The 19,727-nt window shown below is 70.2% G+C and carries 22 protein-coding genes; 8 read left to right on the forward strand and 14 right to left on the reverse strand.

Going from position 1 to position 19,727, the window contains the following annotated elements:
• Positions 1 to 186 precede the first annotated feature (186 nt).
• The 3 genes from ispF to ACIBB8_RS27125 all read right to left on the reverse strand — a co-directional run bounded on the left by ispF (position 187) and on the right by ACIBB8_RS27125 (position 2,193).
• Positions 187 to 684, reverse strand: a complete 498-nt coding sequence (ispF, locus tag ACIBB8_RS27115; RefSeq protein ID WP_366136968.1) for a 2-C-methyl-D-erythritol 2,4-cyclodiphosphate synthase — start codon at positions 682 to 684, stop codon at positions 187 to 189.
• A complete protein-coding gene (gene ispD / locus ACIBB8_RS27120) occupies positions 674 to 1,420 on the reverse strand; it encodes a 2-C-methyl-D-erythritol 4-phosphate cytidylyltransferase (protein ID WP_398956401.1) in 747 nt (248 codons plus the stop codon). Before ispD ends, ispF begins: the two co-directional genes overlap by 11 nt.
• A gap of 290 nt (positions 1,421 to 1,710) precedes the next feature.
• The gene (locus tag ACIBB8_RS27125) at positions 1,711 to 2,193 is read right to left on the reverse strand and encodes a CarD family transcriptional regulator (protein WP_006380568.1); all 483 of its coding nucleotides are present in this window, start codon (positions 2,191 to 2,193) and stop codon (positions 1,711 to 1,713) included.
• Between the two features lie 610 nt (positions 2,194 to 2,803).
• On the opposite strand from ACIBB8_RS27125, the gene ACIBB8_RS27130 reads away from it, so the two are divergent.
• On the forward strand, positions 2,804 to 3,460 hold the full coding sequence (locus ACIBB8_RS27130) for a DUF461 domain-containing protein (protein WP_398956403.1): 657 nt from the start codon (positions 2,804 to 2,806) through the stop codon (positions 3,458 to 3,460).
• Positions 3,461 to 3,553: 93 nt separating this feature from the next.
• On the opposite strand, the gene ACIBB8_RS27135 is transcribed toward ACIBB8_RS27130, so the two are convergent.
• Together ACIBB8_RS27135 and ACIBB8_RS27140 are read right to left on the reverse strand one after the other, a co-directional pair.
• Positions 3,554 to 4,234, reverse strand: a complete 681-nt coding sequence (locus ACIBB8_RS27135; RefSeq protein WP_366136965.1) for a response regulator transcription factor — start codon at positions 4,232 to 4,234, stop codon at positions 3,554 to 3,556.
• A complete protein-coding gene (locus ACIBB8_RS27140; RefSeq protein WP_358860342.1) occupies positions 4,231 to 5,505 on the reverse strand; it encodes an ATP-binding protein in 1,275 nt (424 codons plus the stop codon). Before ACIBB8_RS27140 ends, ACIBB8_RS27135 begins: the two co-directional genes overlap by 4 nt.
• A gap of 196 nt (positions 5,506 to 5,701) precedes the next feature.
• On the opposite strand from ACIBB8_RS27140, the gene phoU reads away from it, so the two are divergent.
• Entirely contained in the window at positions 5,702 to 6,379 is a 678-nt protein-coding gene (phoU, locus tag ACIBB8_RS27145; protein WP_398956406.1) for a phosphate signaling complex protein PhoU, read from the forward strand.
• A 538-nt stretch (positions 6,380 to 6,917) separates the two neighbouring features.
• Here phoU and ACIBB8_RS27150 read toward each other — a convergent pair.
• Positions 6,918 to 7,619, reverse strand: a complete 702-nt coding sequence (locus ACIBB8_RS27150) for a response regulator (RefSeq protein ID WP_398956409.1) — start codon at positions 7,617 to 7,619, stop codon at positions 6,918 to 6,920.
• Positions 7,619 to 8,344 (reverse strand): sensor histidine kinase, encoded by a 726-nt coding sequence (locus ACIBB8_RS27155; RefSeq protein WP_398956411.1) that lies wholly within the window; start codon positions 8,342 to 8,344, stop codon positions 7,619 to 7,621. Before ACIBB8_RS27155 ends, ACIBB8_RS27150 begins: the two co-directional genes overlap by 1 nt.
• Positions 8,345 to 8,347: 3 nt before the next feature.
• On the opposite strand from ACIBB8_RS27155, the gene ACIBB8_RS27160 reads away from it, so the two are divergent.
• A complete protein-coding gene (locus ACIBB8_RS27160) occupies positions 8,348 to 8,731 on the forward strand; it encodes a hypothetical protein (protein WP_398956413.1) in 384 nt (127 codons plus the stop codon).
• Positions 8,728 to 9,513: an ABC transporter permease gene (locus ACIBB8_RS27165; RefSeq protein ID WP_398956415.1), complete on the forward strand. Its 786-nt coding sequence runs from the start codon at positions 8,728 to 8,730 to the stop codon at positions 9,511 to 9,513. Before ACIBB8_RS27160 ends, ACIBB8_RS27165 begins: the two co-directional genes overlap by 4 nt.
• 141 nt (positions 9,514 to 9,654) lie before the next feature.
• Here ACIBB8_RS27165 and ACIBB8_RS27170 read toward each other — a convergent pair whose 3' ends face one another.
• Positions 9,655 to 10,962: an MDR family MFS transporter gene (locus tag ACIBB8_RS27170; protein WP_398956417.1), complete on the reverse strand. Its 1,308-nt coding sequence runs from the start codon at positions 10,960 to 10,962 to the stop codon at positions 9,655 to 9,657.
• A 207-nt stretch (positions 10,963 to 11,169) separates the two neighbouring features.
• On the opposite strand from ACIBB8_RS27170, the gene ACIBB8_RS27175 reads away from it, so the two are divergent.
• Entirely contained in the window at positions 11,170 to 11,931 is a 762-nt protein-coding gene (locus ACIBB8_RS27175; RefSeq protein ID WP_398956419.1) for a phosphoglyceromutase, read from the forward strand.
• 109 nt (positions 11,932 to 12,040) lie between these two features.
• On the opposite strand, the gene ACIBB8_RS27180 is transcribed toward ACIBB8_RS27175, so the two are convergent.
• From ACIBB8_RS27180 to ACIBB8_RS27190, 3 genes are read right to left on the reverse strand one after another with little or no spacing between them, the layout of a single operon-like run.
• On the reverse strand, positions 12,041 to 12,481 hold the full coding sequence (locus ACIBB8_RS27180; protein WP_398956421.1) for a hypothetical protein: 441 nt from the start codon (positions 12,479 to 12,481) through the stop codon (positions 12,041 to 12,043).
• Entirely contained in the window at positions 12,478 to 13,158 is a 681-nt protein-coding gene (locus ACIBB8_RS27185) for a hypothetical protein (RefSeq protein ID WP_398956423.1), read from the reverse strand. The genes ACIBB8_RS27180 and ACIBB8_RS27185 overlap by 4 nt, the downstream gene beginning before the upstream one ends.
• A gap of 9 nt (positions 13,159 to 13,167) precedes the next feature.
• Positions 13,168 to 14,796, reverse strand: coding sequence for an IS200/IS605 family accessory protein TnpB-related protein (locus tag ACIBB8_RS27190; protein ID WP_398956425.1), 1,629 nt, complete (start codon positions 14,794 to 14,796; stop codon positions 13,168 to 13,170).
• Between the two features lie 402 nt (positions 14,797 to 15,198).
• On the opposite strand from ACIBB8_RS27190, the gene ACIBB8_RS27195 reads away from it, so the two are divergent.
• Together ACIBB8_RS27195 and ACIBB8_RS27200 are read left to right on the forward strand one after the other, a co-directional pair.
• Positions 15,199 to 15,447 carry a hypothetical protein gene (locus ACIBB8_RS27195; RefSeq protein WP_398956427.1) on the forward strand — a complete coding sequence of 83 codons (249 nt, stop codon included), beginning with the start codon at positions 15,199 to 15,201 and terminating at the stop codon, positions 15,445 to 15,447.
• Positions 15,444 to 15,686, forward strand: a complete 243-nt coding sequence (locus ACIBB8_RS27200; protein WP_266983174.1) for a hypothetical protein — start codon at positions 15,444 to 15,446, stop codon at positions 15,684 to 15,686. The genes ACIBB8_RS27195 and ACIBB8_RS27200 overlap by 4 nt, the downstream gene beginning before the upstream one ends.
• A 10-nt stretch (positions 15,687 to 15,696) precedes the next feature.
• Here the strand turns inward: ACIBB8_RS27200 and ACIBB8_RS27205 are convergent, their stop codons facing one another.
• The 3 genes from ACIBB8_RS27205 to mshA all read right to left on the reverse strand — a co-directional run bounded on the left by ACIBB8_RS27205 (position 15,697) and on the right by mshA (position 18,708).
• Positions 15,697 to 16,485, reverse strand: coding sequence for a hypothetical protein (locus ACIBB8_RS27205; protein ID WP_398956429.1), 789 nt, complete (start codon positions 16,483 to 16,485; stop codon positions 15,697 to 15,699).
• 281 nt (positions 16,486 to 16,766) lie between these two features.
• Entirely contained in the window at positions 16,767 to 17,276 is a 510-nt protein-coding gene (locus tag ACIBB8_RS27210) for a YbjN domain-containing protein (RefSeq protein WP_398956432.1), read from the reverse strand.
• A gap of 79 nt (positions 17,277 to 17,355) precedes the next feature.
• A complete protein-coding gene (mshA, locus tag ACIBB8_RS27215; RefSeq protein WP_398956434.1) occupies positions 17,356 to 18,708 on the reverse strand; it encodes a D-inositol-3-phosphate glycosyltransferase in 1,353 nt (450 codons plus the stop codon).
• Between the two features lie 193 nt (positions 18,709 to 18,901).
• Between mshA and ACIBB8_RS27220 the strand changes: the two genes are divergently transcribed.
• Entirely contained in the window at positions 18,902 to 19,687 is a 786-nt protein-coding gene (locus tag ACIBB8_RS27220) for a class I SAM-dependent methyltransferase (RefSeq protein ID WP_398956436.1), read from the forward strand.
• The last annotated feature ends 40 nt before the right edge of the window (positions 19,688 to 19,727 follow it).

A 19,727-nucleotide genomic window follows, 5' to 3' on the forward strand; every position in this document is an offset into this window, starting at 1 on the left:
CGGCTTCCGCGCCAGTCCCGAGGAGACGCCCCGGAAGGGCCCCACCCACCCCACCACCGGACAACGCGGCGGCACCCCCGTTGCCGGGCAGCGCAACCCAAGCCCGTCCGGCGATTGAGGACGGAACCCCGCACCCCGGACCCGGGTGCGAAACCGCGCCGCCCGCCGGGGCGAAACCGCGCGGCGTCAGCCCACCCGGTAGACCAGCGCCGTCGCGAGCCCCGCGAGCCCCTCCGCACGGCCGGTGAATCCGAGCCCGTCCGACGTGGCGGCGGAGAGTGAGACCGGGGCGCCCACCGCTGCCGACAGCACTTTCTGCGCCTCGTCGCGCCGCTTGCCGATCTTCGGTCGTACGCCGATGACCTGTACGGCGACGTTCCCGATCTCGAACCCCTCGGCCCGTACGATCCGCGCCGCCTCGGTCAGCAGCGTGACGCCCGCGGCGCCGGACCACTCGGGGCGCCCCGTCCCGAAGTGCTGTCCCAGGTCGCCGAGCCCGGCGGCCGAGAACAGCGCGTTGCAGGCGGCGTGCGCCACGACGTCGGCGTCGGAGTGGCCGGCGAGACCGGGCCCCTCGTCCTCCCAGAGCAGGCCCGCGCACCACAGCTCGCGGCCCTCCTCGAAGGCGTGGATGTCCGTGCCGATGCCGACCTGCGGAATCACCGGCGCGTGCTCAGAACCCATCGTTCGCCCTCCTGCGTGCGAGAACCGCCTCGGCCAGCACCAGGTCGAGCGGCCGGGTCACCTTGAATGCCTCTTCGTGCCCGGGTACGACCACGACGGGCGCCCCGAGCTGTTCGACCATGCCCGCGTCGTCGGTGGCGCCCTCGCCATCGACGGCGGCGGTCTCGTGGGCGCGGACCAGGGTGTCCCGGTCGAAGCCCTGCGGGGTCTGCACGGCGCGCAGCCTGGCCCGTACGGGCGTGCCGAGCACGGGCTCCGGGTCGCCGGGCGCGCCGGGCTCGACCTCCTTGACGGTGTCGGCGAGCGGCAGCGCGGGGACGACGGCGGGTGCACCGTCGCGTACGGCCTCGATCACCGCGTCCACGGTGTCGACCGGCACCAGCGGGCGTGCCGCGTCGTGCACGAGGACGGCGGAGATGTCCTCGGGGAGCGCGGCGAGGCCGAGGCTGACCGATTCCTGGCGGGTGTCGCCGCCCGGCACGACGAGGTAGTCGGTGCGCTCGGGCAGGGCGTGTTCGTCCAGCAGGTTCTTGACCTCGGGCGCGCCGTCCGGCGGGGCGACGACGACGACGAGGGAGACGGACCGGGACGCCGCCATGGCCCGTACCGCGTGGATGAGCATGGGCGTGCCGCTCAGCGTACGGAGCGCCTTGGGGGCGCCCGGGCCGAGCCGTACACCTCGGCCGGCGGCGGGAATCACCGCGGCGGTGCGGTACGGACGCGATTGATCAGACATCGGTTGCACTCCGAAGCATCAGCATGTTTGTTTCCACGGCCAACATGGGTATGGCCACAAGCGAGCCGGGCGCGACGCCTTGACTTGGCCGGGACCCTTTCCGTGACACCCGGTCGAGTTCGGGCAAGCCGCAGTGGCTGCTCGGGGTCGACCTTGCAAGATCGCGAGCAAAGTATCGGTGGGACAGCCGGATCCGAATCCGGACATGCCGCAGCGCCCGACGACACACCGTGAATACGGCTGGTCAGCGGGCACCGCGGCACATTTATTTACGACCGGTGCGATCCGGGTCAGGACGCGAGGACCTCGTCGAGCAGAGCCTCGGCCTTGTCTTCGTTCGTGTTCTCCGCGAGAGCGAGCTCACTCACCAGGATCTGGCGAGCCTTGGCGAGCATGCGCTTCTCACCTGCGGAGAGTCCGCGCTCACGCTCACGACGCCACAGGTCGCGAACGACTTCGGCGACCTTGATGACATCGCCGGAAGCGAGCTTCTCCAGATTTGCCTTGTAGCGCCGGGACCAGTTCGTCGGCTCTTCGGCGTACGGTGCGCGCAGCACCTCGAAGACCCGGTCCAGGCCCTCCTGCCCGACTACGTCGCGCACGCCCACGAACTCCGCGTTGTCCGCCGGGACACGAACCGTCAAGTCACCCTGGGCGACCTTGAGCACCAAGTAGGTCTTGTCCACGCCTTTGATCTGACGAGTTTCGATAGCCTCGATCAGCGCGGCCCCGTGATGGGGATAGACCACGGTGTCGCCAACCTTGAACGTCATGTGACAGGTACCCCTTCCGTGGCTATCAAGAGTAACACGAGAACAGCTTCTCCTGAATGACGTTTTCGCAGGTCAGGGCATATCTCGGGGCTTGACAACAGCAACACGGACGTGCTGCGGAAGGCTTCGGGAAGGCGGTATTCGCAGGTCGGAGCGGCTGTACGGGTAGGGTGAAACGCCCGCGTCACACACACCCGAACCCCCTCCGAAGTGACCGAACGTCCCGGTTTGCCGGATTCCAGAAGGTGAACTTTCCATACTCCGTTCGGAGATCGATCACCCGTACGGACGTAAGTACCGATGGTCAATGGAATTGATCAACGGCAGGGGTCGCGGAGATTATGCGCAAAGAATGCGTCACGGTCCGAGGAATTGATCAAGCCGGTTATGTGAACAGCGCACGAATCGCGGGGGCGGTGCGGCATGCCGGTGGATCAGGGGCCCCACTGCGGACACGGCTCGTGATGCCCGGGGGCGGTAGGGGCGGGTCGGGTGCGGGGCGGGGACGACGGCTCGGTAACCTAAGCCCGCTGACACACCCTTAGGGCGGCTTTACGTCGCTCGCCCCTCCAGTCCGTGAAGTCCGTACGTTCAAGGAGTTGCCGCAGCCGTGAGCCGCAGCCTTCGACGCGGCGCCCTTGCCGCCACTGCCATCGTGATCTCGATCGGTGCACTTTCCGCGTGTGGTGCCGGCAATGACGCGCAGACGCTCGAGATCAAGCCGGACAGCGCTGCCACCACCATCGGTGACATCCGGATCCAGAACGCGAACGTCATCACCCAGCCCGAGCGCAACGCCGCGGGTCCGGCCGTCGTCACCGCGACGCTGTTCAACAACGGTGTCGCACAGCAGACGCTGGACGCGATCACCCTGCCCGGCACCAGCGCGACGGTGCAGCTGCACGCCGCCGAGGGTGCGGGACCGATCGTCGTCCCGGCCGGGGGCAAGGTCGTCCTCGGCGGCAAGGGCAATGCCGCCGCCGTGATCGAGAACGGCCGCGAGGCCGCGCGGAACGGCAACGTGCAGTCGGTCGTCTTCAAGTTCAGCAAGACCGGCGACGTCCCGCTCGGCGTGTTCGTCGTCCCGGCCACCAGCTACTTCACGGGCTTCGGCCCGAGCTCGCTGCCGGCGGTGCCGTCCGAGACGCCCGCGACGACGCCGTCCGGGTCCGCGACGCCGGGCGCGCCGTCGGGCAGCCCGTCCGAGTCGGCGAGCGGCGCGGCGGGCCCGACGGACGCCGCGTCGGCTTCGCAGTCGGCCGGCTGACGTCCGCGGATACGTACGACGGAGGCGCCTCCCGAGCGGGAGGCGCCTCCGTCGTATGTGCTCCGCCCGGCCGCCTGCCGTACGGGCCCGGGTTTACGGCTCGAACTTGTAGCCCAGGCCGCGCACCGTCACCAGGAAGCGCGGCGCCCCCGGGTCGGGCTCGATCTTGGCGCGCAGGCGCTTGACGTGGACGTCGAGGGTCTTGGTGTCGCCCACGTAGTCCGCGCCCCAGACGCGGTCGATCAGCTGCATCCGGGTCAGCACCCGGCCCGCGTTCCGCAGCAGCATCTCCAGCAGGTCGAACTCCTTGAGCGGGAGGTCGACCTTGCCGCCGGAGACCGTGACGACGTGGCGGTCCACGTCCATCCGGACCGGGCCCGCCTCCAGGGCGGCCGGGGTGACCTCCTCCGGTTCCCCGCGGCGCCGCAGCACCGCGCGGATGCGGGCGACGAGCTCCCGCGAGGAGAACGGCTTGGTCACGTAGTCGTCGGCTCCTATTTCCAGGCCGACGACCTTGTCGATCTCGCTGTCCTTGGCCGTGACCATGATCACGGGGACGTTGGACCTGCCGCGCAGCTGGCGGCAGACCTCGGTGCCGGGCAGGCCCGGCAGCATCAGGTCGAGGAGGACGAGGTCGGCGCCGTTGCGCTCGAACTCGTCGAGCCCGTCGGGGCCCGTGGCCGCGATCGCGACCTCGAAGCCTTCCTTGCGGAGCATGTAGGACAGGGCGTCGCTGAAGGATTCCTCATCCTCGACGACAAGCACTCGGGTCACGGAAGGACCTCCGGGGCAGGAATTGGTTCGAGAGTGTCGGGGTCGGCGGTCCGGTAGGTCCCGTCGTCACCGTTGACGATGAGCGGTCCGCCCGATGTGCGGTCTCGGTCTCGTACGGAGCCCGCTTCGGGCAGCCGCAGGGTGAAGGTGGAGCCCTGTCCCTCCGAGCTCCAGACCGTGACCTCCCCGCCGTGCGAGGCGGCCACATGTTTGACGATGGCGAGGCCGAGACCGGTGCCACCAGTGGCCCGTGAGCGGGCCGGATCGACGCGGTAGAAGCGTTCGAAGACCCGCTCGCGGTCCTTCTCCGAGATGCCGATGCCCTGGTCGGTCACGGCTATCTCGATCTGGTCCCCGCCCGGTACGGCCAGGCGCCTCGCGGCGATGCCGACGCGGGTGCGGGCGGGGCTGTAGTTGACGGCGTTCTCCACGAGATTGCCGAGCGCCGCGGCAAGCTGGCCGCGGTTGCCCCAGATCCGGAGCGCCGCGGTGCCGCCGGCGGCCATGGTGATCTGTTTCGCGCCGGCCTGCTGCCGGCAGCGGTCGATGGCCTCGGCGACCAGTTCGTCGACCCGGACCGGCTCGGCGTCCTCCAGCGGGTCGTCGTTCTGAACCCGGGAGAGGTCGATGATTTCCTGCACGAGGTTGGTCAGCCGGGTCGCCTCGATCTGCATCCGGCCCGCGAACCGCTCGACCGCCTCCGGGTCGTCGGACGCGTCCATGACGGCTTCGGAGAGCAGCGAGAGCGCGCCCACCGGGGTCTTGAGCTCATGGCTGACGTTGGCGACGAAGTCGCGTCGTACCGCTTCGATACGGCGGGCCTCGGTGAGGTCCTCGACCAGCAGGAGCACCAGCCGGGAGCCCAGCGGGGCGACCCGTGCCGAGACTGCGAGAGCCTCGCCCCGGCCCGTACCGCGCCGGGGGAGGTCCAGCTCGACCTGCCGTATCTCACCGTCCCGGCGGGTGTCCCTGGCCATGTGGAGCATGGGTTCGACGGCCAGCCGGCCGCCCCTGACCAGTCCCAGCGCGTACGCGGCAGAGCTGGCCTTGACGACGCTGTCGCTCTCGTCGAGCACGACCGCGGAGGAGGACAGCACGGAGAGCACCGTGTCGACCCCGGGGGGCAGTGCACCGTTACTGTCGGGCCGCAGCGATGTGCGCGTGGGTCTCTTCAGGTCGCGCTCGCTCCAGCGGAACGCCAGCATGGCGATCACGCCGGTACACAACCCGGCGATCGCTGCAGCTGCGGCGACCGCCGCGTTCACGTCCATGCCTCCAGGTTAAGCGGGTGCGGCAGCGCTCTCCCAGCCATCCGAGGGCGTACTCGAACACTCGTCGCCCAGAGTTCACCGAGGGGCAAGGGGCGGTTCACTTGGTCGGCCGGATCCGGACGCGTACGCCCCGCAGGGTGAGAGCGTGGGGTCCAGATCTGGCCCCGGCCATAGTGAGGACTGGAGAGGGACTTCCATGCGTGACGCTTACCACGAGGAACTCGACTCGATCGGAGAGGGCCTGGTCGAGATGGCCCGGCTGGTCGGGTCGGCGATCGGCCGGGCGACGACGTCCATGCTCGACGCCGACCTCAAGCTCGCGGAGAGCGTGATCGCCGCGGACCAGAAGGTCGACGACCTCCAGCACGACCTGGAGGCGCGGGCGATCGCCCTCCTCGCGCGTCAGCAGCCGGTGGCGACCGATCTGCGGATCGTGGTCACCTCGCTGCGGATGAGTGCCGACCTGGAGCGCTCGGGCGACCTGGCCCAGCACGTGGCGAAGCTGGCCCGGCTGCGCTTCCCGCAGTCGGCGGTGCCGAACGACCTGCACGCCACCATTCTGGAGATGGGGCAGCTGGCCCAGCGCCTGATGGCCAAGGCCGCCGAGGTGATCATCACGAAGGACGTCGACCTGGCGCTCCAGCTGGAGCAGGACGACGACGAGATGGACCTGCTGCACCGCACGCTGTTCCAGCACCTGATAGACGACCGCTGGAAGCACGGCATAGAGACCGCCGTCGACGTGACGCTGCTCGGCCGCTACTACGAGCGCTTCGCCGACCACGCGGTATCGGTCGCCAAGCGGGTCGTCTATCTGGTGACGGGTGAACACGCGGACGACATCCAGAATGCGGTGCCGGTAGAGGGCGCGTAACGGGTAGGGGGACGGCGCGTTTTGCGCGGGTGTGCCTTGGATGCGCCGTCTGCGCGCCGTTGATGGGGCAGCCGGAGTGGGCATCAATGGAGTGGGGCGGCAGGCGGTACGCCTGGTGGTACGCCCCCGGTCGTGCGTCGCTGTCGGTCGTACGGCCCTGTCGTACGCCTGGATGTACGTCCTTGAGGAGGAACGATGGCCGACTCCCCCACGACCGACCCGCAGCAGGAGACACCCGCTGAAGTGGTCCATCTGACGGTGCTCGGTGCCTGTGGCTGCGGATCGGGCTGCGGGTGCGGCTGCCAGTCGGGCGCGCCGTGCCAGTGCGGCGGCTGCTGCGGCTGACCGGACGCCACCGGACCGGCGCCCCGTGCGGGGCGCCGGTCCCGTGCGTTTCAGGCAGTGCCGTTTCAGGCGATGACGGGCTCCGGGGCGCGGCGGATACGGGCCACCACGTGGCCGACGGCAACACCGCCGCCCCCGCGGGCAGCCGGCTCCGGTCATCCACACAGCCGGCTTCGGCAGCTGACAACCGTGTTCAGCGCGGGGTGACCAGTCCGGCCCGGTAGGCGGTGATGACGAGTTGGACGCGGTCGCGTGCGTCGAGCTTGGTCAGCAGGTTCCCGACGTGAGTCTTGGTGGTACCGGGGGTGATGTGCAGCCGGGTCGCGATCTCCGTGTTGGTGAGGCCCTGGCCGATCAGGGTGAGCACTTCGCGCTCGCGTGGGCTGACGCCTCGTAGGTTCTCCTCCCGGCCGGGAGGCGCTGATGCCGGTGCTGCCGTGCCCGTTGAGGCGGGCCGGTCGGCGAACTCCTCGATGAGCCGGCGGGTGACCTGAGGTGCGAGCAGTGCCTCGCCGGAAGCGACGACCCGGATCGCGGTGAGGAGTTCGTCGGCGGGGGCGTCCTTGAGGAGGAAGCCGCTGGCGCCGCCGCGCAGCGCGGCGAAGATGTACTCGTCCATGCCGAAGGTCGTGAGCATCAGCACCCGCACGCCGGGGGCGGCGGCCGTGCGGCCGGCTTTGCCGGTGATGAGGCGGGTGGCCTCCAGCCCGTCCATGCCGGGCATGCGGATGTCCATCAGGACGACATCGGGCCGCTCCCGCCGGGCGAGTTCGACTGCGGCCAGGCCGGTGCCGGCCTCGCCGACCACGGTGAAGCCCGGTGCGGCGGAGACGATGCCCTTGAAGCCCGTGCGAACGAGGGTCTGGTCGTCGGCGACCACGACGCGGACGACCATCAGGCGTTCCCTTCGGCTCCGGCCATGGGCAGCCGTGCGGCCACCCTGAATCCCCGCCCGGGCAGTGGCCCGGCGCTGAACTCCCCGCCGTACAGGCCCACCCGCTCACGCATCCCGGCCAGGCCCTGCCCGTCCCGGCTCGGGGCAGCCGCGCCCGCGCCGTCATCGACGACCTCCACCGTGAGTTCGCTCTCCCGGTATCCGACGGTGACCCGGCACTCCCCGGTGCCGGCATGCTTCACGACATTGGTCAGCGCCTCCTGGACGATCCGGTAGGCGGACAGTTCGATCCCCGGGGGCAGCTCACGCCGTCGGCCGAGAACCCGCAGGTCGGCCTCGACGCCTGCCTCGGCCGTCCGGGTGATCAGCCGGCCCAGCTCGCCGAGCCCGGGGGCGGGCAGCACCGGCAGGCAGTCGTCGATGCCGCCCTCGCGGAGTACGGAGAGCAGCCCGCTCAGTTCCCGCAGGGTGTCCCTGCCGACCGCCTGGATCGTGGTCAGCGCCGCCTTGGCCTCCTGCGGGTGTTCGTCGATCACGAAGTGACCGTATCCGGCCTGCACGGTCACCACACTCATGCTGTGCGCGATCACGTCGTGCAGCTCCCGGGCCAGCCGCAGCCGCTCCCGGGTCCGCTCCGTCAGCGCGTCGCGGGCCTGGTGCGCACGCAGCTCGGCCGCGTAGGCGCGGTGCCGTCCGACGGCGTATCCGACCGCCCAGAAGGCCATCTGATGAGCGAGATGGCACTCACCGCCGACCACCTCGTCATCGTCGGCGGGGGCAGGCTGATCACCGAGACCAGCACCGAAGAGTTCATCCGCGGCAGCGCGCGCGGCGCGGTCCTGGTGCGTACGGCCGACAGCGGCGCGCTGACCAGGCTGCTCACCGCCCACGGCGCCCAGGTCACCCCGGAACCGGACGGCGTCCTGGCCGTGGCCGGACTTCAGCCCCAGGACATCGGCGACCTGGCGGCCGCCAACCGCCTGACGATCCACGAACTGTCCACCCGGCAGGCCTCGCTGGAGGAAGCCTTCATGGACATCACCGGCGACAGCGTGCAGTACCGGGCCGGCGCCACCGCCGGCACCTTCCGCCGAAAGGACCAGCACCAGTGACACCCCTCGGCCCAGGTCTGCTCACCTCCGAGTGGATCAAGCTCCGCAGCGTCCGCTCCACCTACCTGATCCTGCTCGTCGCGATGGCTGCGGCGACGGTCGTCGGCGTCCTCGACTACCACTCTCTGGACGGTAGTTGGGACACCATGACCGCCCCGGAACGGGCCCGCATCGACCCGGTCCGCTACGGCTTCAGCGGCGGGTTCTACTTCGCCGTCCTCGCCCTCGGCACGCTCGGTGTCCTGGCGACCGGCTCGGAGTACAGCAGCGGCCTGATCCGCACCACCTTCACCGCCACCCCGCACCGTGGCGCCGTCCTGACGGCGAAAGCCGTCATCACCGGCGCGCTCACCCTGGCGGTGGGGGAACTGCTCGCCTTCACCACCTATCTCCTCGGCCGCAGCGCGCTGTCCGGCAGGCACCTCGCGATGGGGCTCGCCGACCCGGGCGTGTTCCGGGCGGTGGCATCCACTGGCCTGTTCCTCTGCGTCATGGCACTGCTGGGGCTGGCCCTCGGGGCGATCCTGCGCAGCCAGGCAGGCGCGATCGCCACCCTGTTCGGCCTGTTCTTCGTTCTTCCCATGCTCGCCTCCACGCTCGACAACTGGAGCACGACGCCCGGCACATGGACGCTGCAGTCGGCCTTCGAAGCGCTCAGCGGCACGGTGGCGCGCCCTGGCCCGGACTCCCCCTCCCCGGGCCTCGCCCTCGCCGTCTGCGGGGTGTACCTCGCGATCCTCGGGGGCCTGGCGGCGGTCCTGGTCAAGCGCCGCGGCGTCTGACAGGCGTCTTTGCCGGTCCTGCCCATGGACGCGGGCAAACACCGCCCGGCGGGGGTCGGGGGGCTGCCGGCGGGGGTCGGGGGCTGCCGGCCGTGCGGGCTCCCGTGATCCAAGCCGTCCGCGCAGCTCACCCCACCCCCGTCAGACCGCCCGCTCCACCGAACCCTGCGGGGCACCCGAGGCCGCGTCCGACTCGGCCTCCGCAGCCGTCACCGCCACCACCTCGGTCACCTTCTCCTCCGCCGGAAGCCCGCGCATGAGCACCCAGTACCCGAGCGCCGCGACCGTCCCCAGCACCCCGCACGTCCCCCACAGCCACGTCGCCCCGTAGTGGTCGATCACCAGACCGGACATCAGCGGAGCGACCAGCGCGGCCGCGGACCACGACAGCGTGTACATGCCTTGGTAGCGGCCCCGGCCCTGCGCCGGGGAGAGGCGGACGACCAGGCTGCTCTGGACCGGTGCGTTGATGATCTCGCCGACCGTCCAGACACAGATCGTCAGTGCGTACACGGCAACCGACCCGGCGAACGCGGTCAGTCCGAATCCGTACCCCGCCAGCAACGACGACACGACCAGCAGGCGGCGCGGGTCGCGCTGCTGGATGAAGCGGGTGGCGGGGATCTGGAGCGCCACGATCAGCACACCGTTGACGGCGACCGCGGTGCCGAAGTCGGAGCTGGAGAGCCCGTCCGTACCCATGGCCACCGGCAGCCCCACGTACCCCTGCTGGAAGATCAGCGCGACCACGAACGACAGTCCGACGACGCTCATGAAGCGGCCGTCGCGCAGCACGGTGGAGAGCCGGACCTCGGGCTCGGCCGCCGCGCCCTTCGCGTTTCTCGGTGTCCGCTCCGGCTGGGACTCCGGCACCTTCAGGAAGACGACGAGCGCGCAGAACAGCGTCATCGCGGCCTCGGCCATGAACCCGGCCCGATAGCTGTACTCGGCGATGAACCCCGCGCCCGCGGACGACACCGCGAAGCCCAGGTTGATCGCCCAGTAGTTCAACGAGAACGCCCGCACCCGGTCCTCGGGCCGGACGATGTCGGCCATCATCGCCTGCACGGCGGGCCGGGACGCGTTGCTCGTCATGCCGACGAGGAACGCGACCGCGGCGATCGCGACCGGATCGACCATGAACCCGAGCAACGCGACCGACGCGGCGGTCGAACTCTGCGCGATCAGCATCGTGGGCCGCCGCCCGAGCCGGTCCGTCATCACCCCCGCGCCGAGCGAGGAGACGACCCCGCCGAGCCCGTGCAGCGCGACGACCAGCCCCGCGTACGAGGCGGAGTAGCCCCGCTCCAGGGTCAGGTAGAGGGCCATGAAGGTGGCGACGAACGCCCCGAGGCGGTTGACCAGAGTGCTGGTCCACAGCCACCAGAACTCCCTGGGGAGACCGGACACGGTCTCGCGTGCGGCCCGTCTGAGACCGGCGACAGACATAACGGTTCCCCCCCGGGGACGTACGGAACGGGTTCGAGCGGTAAGTGGCTCAATGGCTATCAGCACATTACGGAGCTCTGCTTCCGGGCCGCCACTCGTTTGACGGCTGCCGTCAAACGAAGCCGTCCCATCCGCCACTCTCCCACTATTTGTCCGCCCTGTGACCGGCTGCGCGAAGCCCGCACGGGTTCGATTACGCTCGGACTCATGGCCGACGCACCGTACAAGCTGATCCTCCTCCGCCACGGCGAGAGCGAATGGAACGCGAAGAACCTGTTCACCGGTTGGGTGGACGTCAACCTCACCGAGAAGGGCGAGAAGGAGGCAGTCCGCGGCGGTGAGCTGCTCAAGGACGCCGGTCTGCTCCCCGATGTCCTCCACACCTCCCTCCAGAAGCGCGCCATCCGCACCGCGCAGCTCGCGCTGGAGGCCGCCGACCGCCACTGGATCCCGGTCCACCGCTCCTGGCGCCTGAACGAGCGCCACTACGGCGCCCTGCAGGGCAAGGACAAGGCGCAGACCCTGGCCGAGTTCGGCGAGGAGCAGTTCATGCAGTGGCGCCGCTCGTACGACACCCCGCCGCCCGCCCTCGAGGACGGCGCCGAGTTCTCGCAGAGCGACGACCCGCGCTACGCGTCGATCCCGCGCGAGCTGCGTCCGCGCACCGAGTGCCTCAAGGACGTCGTCGAGCGCATGCTGCCGTACTGGTACGACGGCATCGTCCCGGACCTGCTGGCCGGCCGCACGGTCCTGGTCGCCGCCCACGGCAACAGCCTCCGCGGCCTGGTCAAGCACCTCGACGGCATCTCGGATGCCGACATCACGGGCCTGAACATCCCGACCGGCATCCCGCTCGCCTACGAGCTGGACGCCGACTTCCGCCCGCTGAAGCCGGGCGGCACGTACCTCGACCCGGAGGCTGCGAAGGCCGCCATCGAGGCCGTGAAGAACCAGGGCAAGAAGAAGTAGGTCCGCTCGGTCGAGCCCCCTGCCTGCGGTTCCTCCGCAGGCAGGGGGCTTGTTGCCGCACTGGGCATTTCAAGACCTCTGCCCGACGCCCGGCGAGTCGTTGGCCCGGTTATCGAACGCAGGAAATCTCAGCCAGCCATTCCGGGGCGTAGCACTTCACGAACGACCACTTCTGGTCCGAGTTCTGGTCGTCCGTACTGTCGGTGTACACCTCAAGCCTGCCCTGCGGCGTCAAGCGGTAGTAGTCGCGGATCGAGTCTCCCTCCACGGTGGGATGGGTCACCTTCAGTTCTGCGCTTTCACCGCTCTCGAGGGCTCGCCGGAGGCAGACGATTTCCCGCACGGCCTGCTTCTGCATTTCCTCACCCTGATCCAGGCGCACCTCGCCACAACGCGAATACTCGGTTCTGGACTCCCAGCGTTCCTTGACCGGATCGTTCACCATGCCGCAACCGACAGCCAGCAAGGACATGGCCGTTACCGCGACGAGCCGCGCGCGGACCGAATCAGCTGCCGCACAGCGGCGATTGGCCCTTTTCTCACGTGTCATGCCGCGCCCCCTTCCGGCCGTTGGACGCGGCTCCGGAGAAACCGGTTCCGTGCGCTTGCGTGCCGGACCGAGCGGTCAGCCACGGTCGATCGGGGTGTGTGGTGACGCAGAGACCGCTGGTGATCCGGCGCCCCTGTACGGCAGCTGAACTGATCGGACAGCTCCCGCTCCGCTCCCTCCGCACCCAACGCCCGCCCGATGCGCGCCGCCAGCGTGTTCCACGGGCGGCAGGCGACCACCGGCAGAGCGTGCAGGCGGGCCTGGTCGCCGAGCCACCGCGAGTACTCCGCGCTGACCTGCGCCCGATGCCGCTGTTCTCCGCTGTCGGGCTCCCGGGAGGCGTAGTTGGCGGCGATCCGGTCCGGGTCCGCCTCGTGCAGGAACACCGCCCGCACGAGGCGGCCCGCCGTTCGGCCCTCGTAGATCGCCGCCGCAGCGGCGGCCGGGGTGAGGTAGTCGCCCTCGATCACGGCTGGGACGTCGACGGTCAGGCGGTTGCCTACGACTCCCAACACCGCGGGCTCCAGGGCCCTGGCGGTGGCGATCTGGAGGTCCAGCACCTGCTCCGTGGCGAGTTGTGCGGTGTCGGGGATGTCATCGAAGTGGTGGAGGGCGGGGTGGTGTTCAGCCGTCGTCATGGCCTCGACGGCGCTCACTACGTCGTCGAACTCGACCACGAACCGTTCCTAGCCAGTGTGCGTGAGTGAGTCCTGGACCCACTGCTGCGTACTGGGCGCATCCCGAACGGTGTTGGATGCACTGGGTTCCCGCTTTCGCATCCCGCTCGGTGACGGCCCTCCAGGGGGCCGGTCCGTCGCGGGCGGGCGGGTTCCCTCACGCCCCCGGGCGTCCGGTCCGGCCTGGACGGTCCGATGCCCCGCACGATCACTCCGGTCGTGCGGGGGCGGTGCCGTCCGACGCCGGACCGGGTGCCCGAGGGCGCGTCGTCCGATCGCGATGCTGGCGGCGTCGTGACGGGACATGGTGCGGTGGGAGGTGACCAGTGGCTTCTGCCAGTGCTGGGCACCCCACATGCTGGTGTAGGCGGGGTCGACCGCGACAATGCTCAGGCCGTGCTCGGCGGCCATGGATACCAGCCGGGCCTTGAGTTTCCCGGTGGGCATGCCGGAGATGAGCTGCCGGAACCGCTTCTTGCGGCCGTGCTTCTCGCGGGTCTTCTCGGTGGTGAAGTCGAGGTCTTCGATGCCGATCGCGGTGACACCGGCCTGCCCCGCCCAGTGGATCAGCCGGGTCAGCGCGTGGCGGATCTGTGCGTCGCGGTGGTCGGCGGTTCCGGAGAGGTCGTAGGCGAAGCGGTGCGGGTCACCGATGGGGTTGCCGTGCCGGTCGAGCCGGTAGGCGGCGAAGTGGTCGGCGTTGGTGTCGACGCCGATCATGCCCCGGGCACAGGCGGTGGCCAACGGAACGGTCTTCACGACGGGGCGTTGCCAGGAGGCGGTGAGGTACCAGCGGCCGCGGTCCACGTCGAGGTGGATGCGGTAGGCCACGGCCCGGTTCGCTTCGATGCGGTCGGCCCACTCCTGGCCCCGGTGCGCGAACGCGATCCGGGAGGTGAGGATGTACCGGCCGTGCTGGGCATTGGCCAAGTGCGCGAGCGGGGCGGGCAGCTTGATGGACACTTCGCCGTCCGGGGTGACGCGGATCGTCTCGTTCCCGAACCGCTTCCCCGACTCACCATCAGCGGCAAGAAACCAGCGTTCCGCATCCCACCGTTCCCGCCACCGCTCCTCGGTGAGCTCGGCCTGGGCGAGGTGGTGGCGGGTGCTGAGGAGACGCTTGCCGCCCCGTACCACCCGCACCCGCCCGGCCTGCCACTCGGCAACAGCAGCCGCGTGCCGGTCTTCCAGTGCGGCGAGGCGGCGGGACTTGCGGAACCACTCGCTCTTCGACCGGTAGCCGCCCGCCGCGCGCTTGGTGCCCTTCTCCCCGATCGGGAGGGACAGGCGGTGCCGCAGCATGCTGATCCCGGCTTCCAGTTTCCGGATGTGCGCCGCCTGGCAACGCCGGGCGAGGGCCCATTGATCGTGCGTGGCCTTGGTGATCGCACCGGCGATCCGCGACGACGACAGTGCCGTCAGCTCGCGCTTACGCGCCGCCCACGTATCGGTGCTGTGATCGTGTCTGTCCGCACAGCGGGCCTTGAGATCACGGGAAGCAAGCGCACCCTGATGCTCACCAACCGCGCGCAGCACCCCCTCGTCCTGGGAGGTGAGGTGCTTGAGACGGTCCCGGATCGCCACCCCGCAAGGCCCGGGCACCACGAACGAGGCCGTCAGCTTCCGTAATCCACCCACCACATCACCCCCTCAAGGCCGGGCACCCGCTACCAAGCCCAACGAGCCACAGCCGCCAAGGTCACCCATTCGACCCCAGAACCCCCGTTCCCACCCCACGAACAACCGCCAGGACTCACTCCCGCTCACCACCACTCACTTCAATGCAGCAAACCGACAGCAGCTCACACCCCCCTTGGTCTCATCGGCCAGTTGCGCGGCGACCCGGCTCTTGCCGACGCCCGACGCCCCGCCGAGAAGCAATATGTCCCACGATGTTCCTGTCACGGGGCGAACGTATCGCGTGGGCTCCGCGTCGGCCGTGCGCCCTGGCGCTACCGTGGCGCGAGCACCGGCCCGCGCATGGACGGAGCCGACCGGACGGGCCGTGCGAAGAGAGCAAGGAGAGCGGGGAGAGCAATCATGGGCAAGCCCCTGAAGACCTACGTCGGCGGCACCGAAGTCGACGTGCCCAACAGCATTCCGGACATCCGGGCCACGCTGCCCGAGGAAAGACGCGAGGAGTTCGACCGCGCCATCAACGGGGCCGGACTGCACGAGATCCACGCCGTGATGCGGCACTGGATGCTGGAGGCCGTGCCCGATCCCGAGGCCGAGCGGATCCTGGACCGGTTGGCGCGGGACGAAGCCGAGAGGCGGAGCGTCGCTTGAGCTTCCGTATCTCCTACGCTCCGCCCGCCGACGACACCCTGGCCAAGATGCGGGAGGGCGACACCTTCCGGGACGAGATGGCCCGCACCCTGGGGAGCGACCCGTACGGGCACGGGTCGTCCGCCGTCAAGAGTGAGCACGACCGGCGTGAGGCGACGGTCGCCGGGGCCATCGTGCTCTATTACGTCTCCGGGTCCGTCCTCACCGTCACCGTGGTGCGGCTGGTCCCGCTTCCCTGACTTCCGCCGCTCAGGCGAGCTTTGCGAGCTGCGCGTCGACCACCGCGGTCGGCAGTTCGAAGTCCTGGCCCGTGCTGGAAGCGGCCAGGTTGAGAGCGCTGAACGACGCGACCGTGGCGCCCTGGCGTGCCACGATCAGCTTGAGCGGGGCCTTCTCGCCGTCCTGTTCCACCGTCAGCGTCCAGGCGGCGGCCTCCTCGCCACCCGAGATCTTCTCCTCCTTGATCGTGACGACCTTCTGCTTCGTCCCGGCCGCGGTGAGGGTGAAGCCCCCGGAGCACGCGGTCGCCGCGGTACGCAGGCTCCCGACGGTGTCCTGGGCGCCCTTGCCTTCGTACGAGGCGAGGGACGTCAGCGTCGTCGTGATGTCGAAGGCGGCGGTAAGGGCCTCGGCCGCGTCCGCGCCGTCCAGCTTGCCCTTCTGGCCCTTCTTGGGCTCACTGATCACCTTGCGCCGGTTGACCGCCGCGGGCGTGCCGAGCTCGGCGCCCATCAGCGCGTCGGCGAGAGGCTCACAGGCCTCCTTGTCCGCGGTGACGTCGGAGGCCGAGACGACATCGGCCTTGCCCGTATCGGCGACCTTGTACCCCTTGACGTCACCCTGGACCAGCGCGACCTTGTCCAGCTCGGCGGCGGTCAGCGCCTTGGCAGCAGGCTGGGCCGCGGCGCTCTCCTTGCCCTTCCCGTCGGCGCCCTTGCTGCCGGAGTCGGAGTCTCCGCCACAGGCGGTGGCAAGCAGGGTCAGGGAGATCGCGCAGGCGGCGGCAACGGCGGTACGGCGTAGGGCAGTGGGTCTCATGTCGCAAACCCTATGAGCGAGCCATGGTTTGATGATCAACCAATTGGGGCACAGCACGTGATCGTGATTGCGTTGTGATCATCCCGTGAAGGGACTCCCTCTCCCCTGCCGAGCCGAGCGGGAGCGGGCGCTCCGGGGCAACCCGGTCTCCGTGCACGGCGGTGATGCGGAGGGGCCACCGCCACGCTCTCCGGCAGCGGCGACGGCACGGTTGGGTGCGGGGGCGGTGTCGGCGGAGCCGTCGGGTACGGCGCCGTGGTGCAGGACGTTGGCGAGCGAGGTCAGTTGGCGGGCCGCTGAGTCAGATGCGTGAACGCATCCAGGTTCCGCGTGGACTCGCCGCGCGACACCCGCCACGCGTACTCCTTGCGGATCGCGCTCGCGAAGCCCAGCTCCAGCAACGTGTTGAAGGAGCCGTCGGCCGCTTCGAGGACCGTGCCGAGCAGCCGGTCCAGTTCCTCCGACGTGACCACGGAGAGCGGTAGCCGGCCGACGAGGTAGATGTCGCCGAGCCGGTCGATCGCGTAACTCACGCCGAAGAGGCGGAGGTTGCGCTCCAGCAGCCAGCGGTGGACCGCCGCGTCGTTCTCGTCCGGGTGGCGGATGACGAAGGCGTTGAGGGAGAGCGAGTGCTTGCCGACGATGAGCGAGCAGGTGGTGGACAGCTTGCGGGTACCGGGAAGCTTCACCACGTAGGTACCGCGGTCGGGGCTCTCCCATTCGATCCCGGCGTCCTTCAGCGTCGTCTCGATGACCTGCGCTGTTGCCGCTTCGGCGGATACGTCAGCCATGGGGTGAGCGTACGTGAGGTGTGGTGCGGGCGTCCGTCGCCCCGGCGGGGGTGCGCGTCGGCCGTGGTGGGCGCGTACGTCAGACGTGGTGGCCGCGGACGCGACGGCGGTGTTCGTGCATCGCCGCGGTGTACACGTCCGCGGTCGCGGACGCGGCCGTGCCCCAGCCGAAGCCCTGCGCATGCGCGGCCGCCGCCCCGCCCATCCGGGCGACGAGCTCCGGCGACTCGGCGAACCGGGCCAGCGCCTGTGCGTACGTCTCCGGGTCGTGCCCGGGGATCAGGAAACCGCTCGCCCCGTCCCGTACCGCCACCGGCAGCCCGCCCACGGCCGCCGCGACGACGGGGGTGCCCGCCGCCTGCGCCTCGATGGCGACCAGGCCGAAGGACTCGCTGTACGAGGGCATGACCAGCACGGACGCCGCCCGGAACCAGTCGGCGAGCTGGTCCTGACCGACCGGCGGCTGGAACCGTACGACATCGGCGATGCCCAGCCGCGCCGCCAGCTTCTGCAGGCCCTCCGGCTTGGCGAGCCCGCTGCCGCTGGGGCCACCGACCACCGGAACGACGATCCGGCGACGGAGCGAGGGGTTCCGGTCCAGTAGCACGGCCACCGCGCGCAGCAGCACATCGGGAGCCTTCAGCGGCTGGATACGGCCCGCGAAGAGCGGTATGAGGGCGTCCTGGGGCAGTCCGAGGCGGGCCCGGGCGGCAGCCCGCCCGTCGGCGGGCCGGAAGCGGTCGAGGTTGACTCCGGGGTGCACGACGGCGACCGCCGCCGGATCGGCCTCGTAGAAGCGGACGAGCTCGTCCGCCTCCTCCGCGGTGTTGGCGATCAGCCGGTTCGCGGCATTGACGATCTGCGTCTCACCGATGACCCGGGCGGCCGGCTCGGGGGTGTCGCCCTCGGCGAGCGCGGCGTTCTTCACCTTGGCCATGGTGTGCATGGCGTGGACGAGGGGAACGCCCCAGCGCTGCGCGGCGAGCCAGCCGACATGGCCGGAGAGCCAGTAGTGGGAGTGGACCAGGTCGTAGTAGCCGGGCCGCTGGCCGGCCCAGGCCTGCATCACGCCGTGCGTGAAGGCGCAGAGCTGGGCGGGCAGGTCCTCCTTGGCCAGACCTTCGTACGGTCCCGCGTCGACATGCCGGACCAGGACGCCGGGCGACATCTCGACCGCCGGGGGCAGTGCGCCGGTGGTGGCCCGGGTGAAGATCTCCACCTCGATACCGATCGCGGCGAGCCGCTTGGCCAGCTCCACGATGTAGACGTTCATGCCGCCCGCGTCGCCCGTGCCCGGCTGGTGCAGCGGGGAGGTGTGGACAGAGAGCATCGCGACGCGGCGGGGTTTGCGGTGGCTGCCGGGAAAGGTGCCGGGGAACCTGAGGCGCGGCGCCACACGGCTGCTGCCGAGCCGAGAGACGTACTGGCTCACGTCGTCCGGTCCTCCTCGCTCAGGGCACGACACCGAAGGGACACGGATCCCCTTCGAAAGGCTGGAACAGCGGAATACGCCCTTTCATTTCCGCTTTACCAAATCATTACGCCCGACCACGGCGCGTCACCACACCTGCCCGGACGCGACAGCGCTGCAGGTCGCCGCCCCAGGGATCGTTAGGCTCGCTGTCATGCGCCCCATCGGCACCGCGACCCGCGGGACCACCAACCCGAACCGGCTCCGCCGCATGGACCGCTGGATCGCCGCCACGCACGGTCCGGCCCTGCGCCGCTGCGACGCACCCGTCGCCGTCGACCTCGGGTACGGGGCCGCGCCCTGGACCGCCGTGGAGCTGCTGCACCGTCTGCGCACCGCCGAACCGCGCACGGCGGTCGTCGGCATCGAGATCGACCCGGAGCGGGTCGCGGCGGCGAAACCGTACGAGGAAGAGGGGCTCACCTTCGTCCACGGCGGCTTCGAGATCCCGCTGACTGACCGCCCCACCCTCATCCGGGCGGCGAACGTGCTGCGCCAGTACGACGAGGGTGAGGTCGCCGCGGTCTGGCAGCGGCTCTGCGCCCGGCTCGCACCCGACGGGCTACTGGTCGAGGGCACCTGCGACGAAATCGGGCGCCGCCATGTGTGGGTGGCGCTCGGCCCGGAGGGCCCGCGCACGGTCACGTTCGCGACCCGCCTCGGCTCCCTGGACCGCCCCTCCGATCTCGCGGAACGACTCCCCAAGGCGCTGATCCACCGCAATGTGCCGGGCGAACCGGTCCACGCGTTCCTGCGCGACTTCGACCGGGCGTGGGCCGCCGCGGCGCCGTACGCCTCACTGGGCGCGCGGCAGCGCTGGATCACCGCGGTGCGTTCGCTTTCCGGCGACTGGCCGCTGACGGACGGGGTACGGCGGTGGCGGCAGGGTGAAGTCACGGTGAAATGGGCGGCATTGCGGCCCGAGCCCGACAGTTTCTGAACGAGAGTGCTCCGAGGGGCACCCGGGAACGCGGACGGGG

This window comes from Streptomyces sp. NPDC051286 (genome assembly GCF_044455345.1).
In the GTDB taxonomy this organism is placed as follows: domain Bacteria; phylum Actinomycetota; class Actinomycetes; order Streptomycetales; family Streptomycetaceae; genus Streptomyces.

Bases quoted from the DNA above. Each gene is read 5' to 3' on its own strand.
- ACIBB8_RS27170 (WP_398956417.1), bottom strand. From the start codon at position 10,962: ATGTCTGTCGCCGGTCTCAGACGGGCCGCACGCGAGACCGTGTCCGGT.
- ACIBB8_RS27125 (WP_006380568.1), bottom strand. From the start codon at position 2,193: ATGACGTTCAAGGTTGGCGACACCGTGGTCTATCCCCATCACGGGGCC.
- ACIBB8_RS27175 (WP_398956419.1), top strand. From the start codon at position 11,170: ATGGCCGACGCACCGTACAAGCTGATCCTCCTCCGCCACGGCGAGAGC.
- ACIBB8_RS27140 (WP_358860342.1), bottom strand. From the start codon at position 5,505: ATGGACGTGAACGCGGCGGTCGCCGCAGCTGCAGCGATCGCCGGGTTG.
- phoU (WP_398956406.1), top strand. From the start codon at position 5,702: ATGCGTGACGCTTACCACGAGGAACTCGACTCGATCGGAGAGGGCCTG.
- ispD (WP_398956401.1), bottom strand. From the start codon at position 1,420: ATGTCTGATCAATCGCGTCCGTACCGCACCGCCGCGGTGATTCCCGCC.
- ACIBB8_RS27160 (WP_398956413.1), top strand. From the start codon at position 8,348: ATGAGCGAGATGGCACTCACCGCCGACCACCTCGTCATCGTCGGCGGG.
- ACIBB8_RS27205 (WP_398956429.1), bottom strand. From the start codon at position 16,485: ATGAGACCCACTGCCCTACGCCGTACCGCCGTTGCCGCCGCCTGCGCG.
- ACIBB8_RS27220 (WP_398956436.1), top strand. From the start codon at position 18,902: ATGCGCCCCATCGGCACCGCGACCCGCGGGACCACCAACCCGAACCGG.
- ACIBB8_RS27195 (WP_398956427.1), top strand. From the start codon at position 15,199: ATGGGCAAGCCCCTGAAGACCTACGTCGGCGGCACCGAAGTCGACGTG.
- ispF (WP_366136968.1), bottom strand. From the start codon at position 684: ATGGGTTCTGAGCACGCGCCGGTGATTCCGCAGGTCGGCATCGGCACG.
- ACIBB8_RS27155 (WP_398956411.1), bottom strand. From the start codon at position 8,344: ATGGCCTTCTGGGCGGTCGGATACGCCGTCGGACGGCACCGCGCCTAC.
- ACIBB8_RS27210 (WP_398956432.1), bottom strand. From the start codon at position 17,276: ATGGCTGACGTATCCGCCGAAGCGGCAACAGCGCAGGTCATCGAGACG.
- ACIBB8_RS27180 (WP_398956421.1), bottom strand. From the start codon at position 12,481: ATGACACGTGAGAAAAGGGCCAATCGCCGCTGTGCGGCAGCTGATTCG.
- ACIBB8_RS27150 (WP_398956409.1), bottom strand. From the start codon at position 7,619: ATGGTCGTCCGCGTCGTGGTCGCCGACGACCAGACCCTCGTTCGCACG.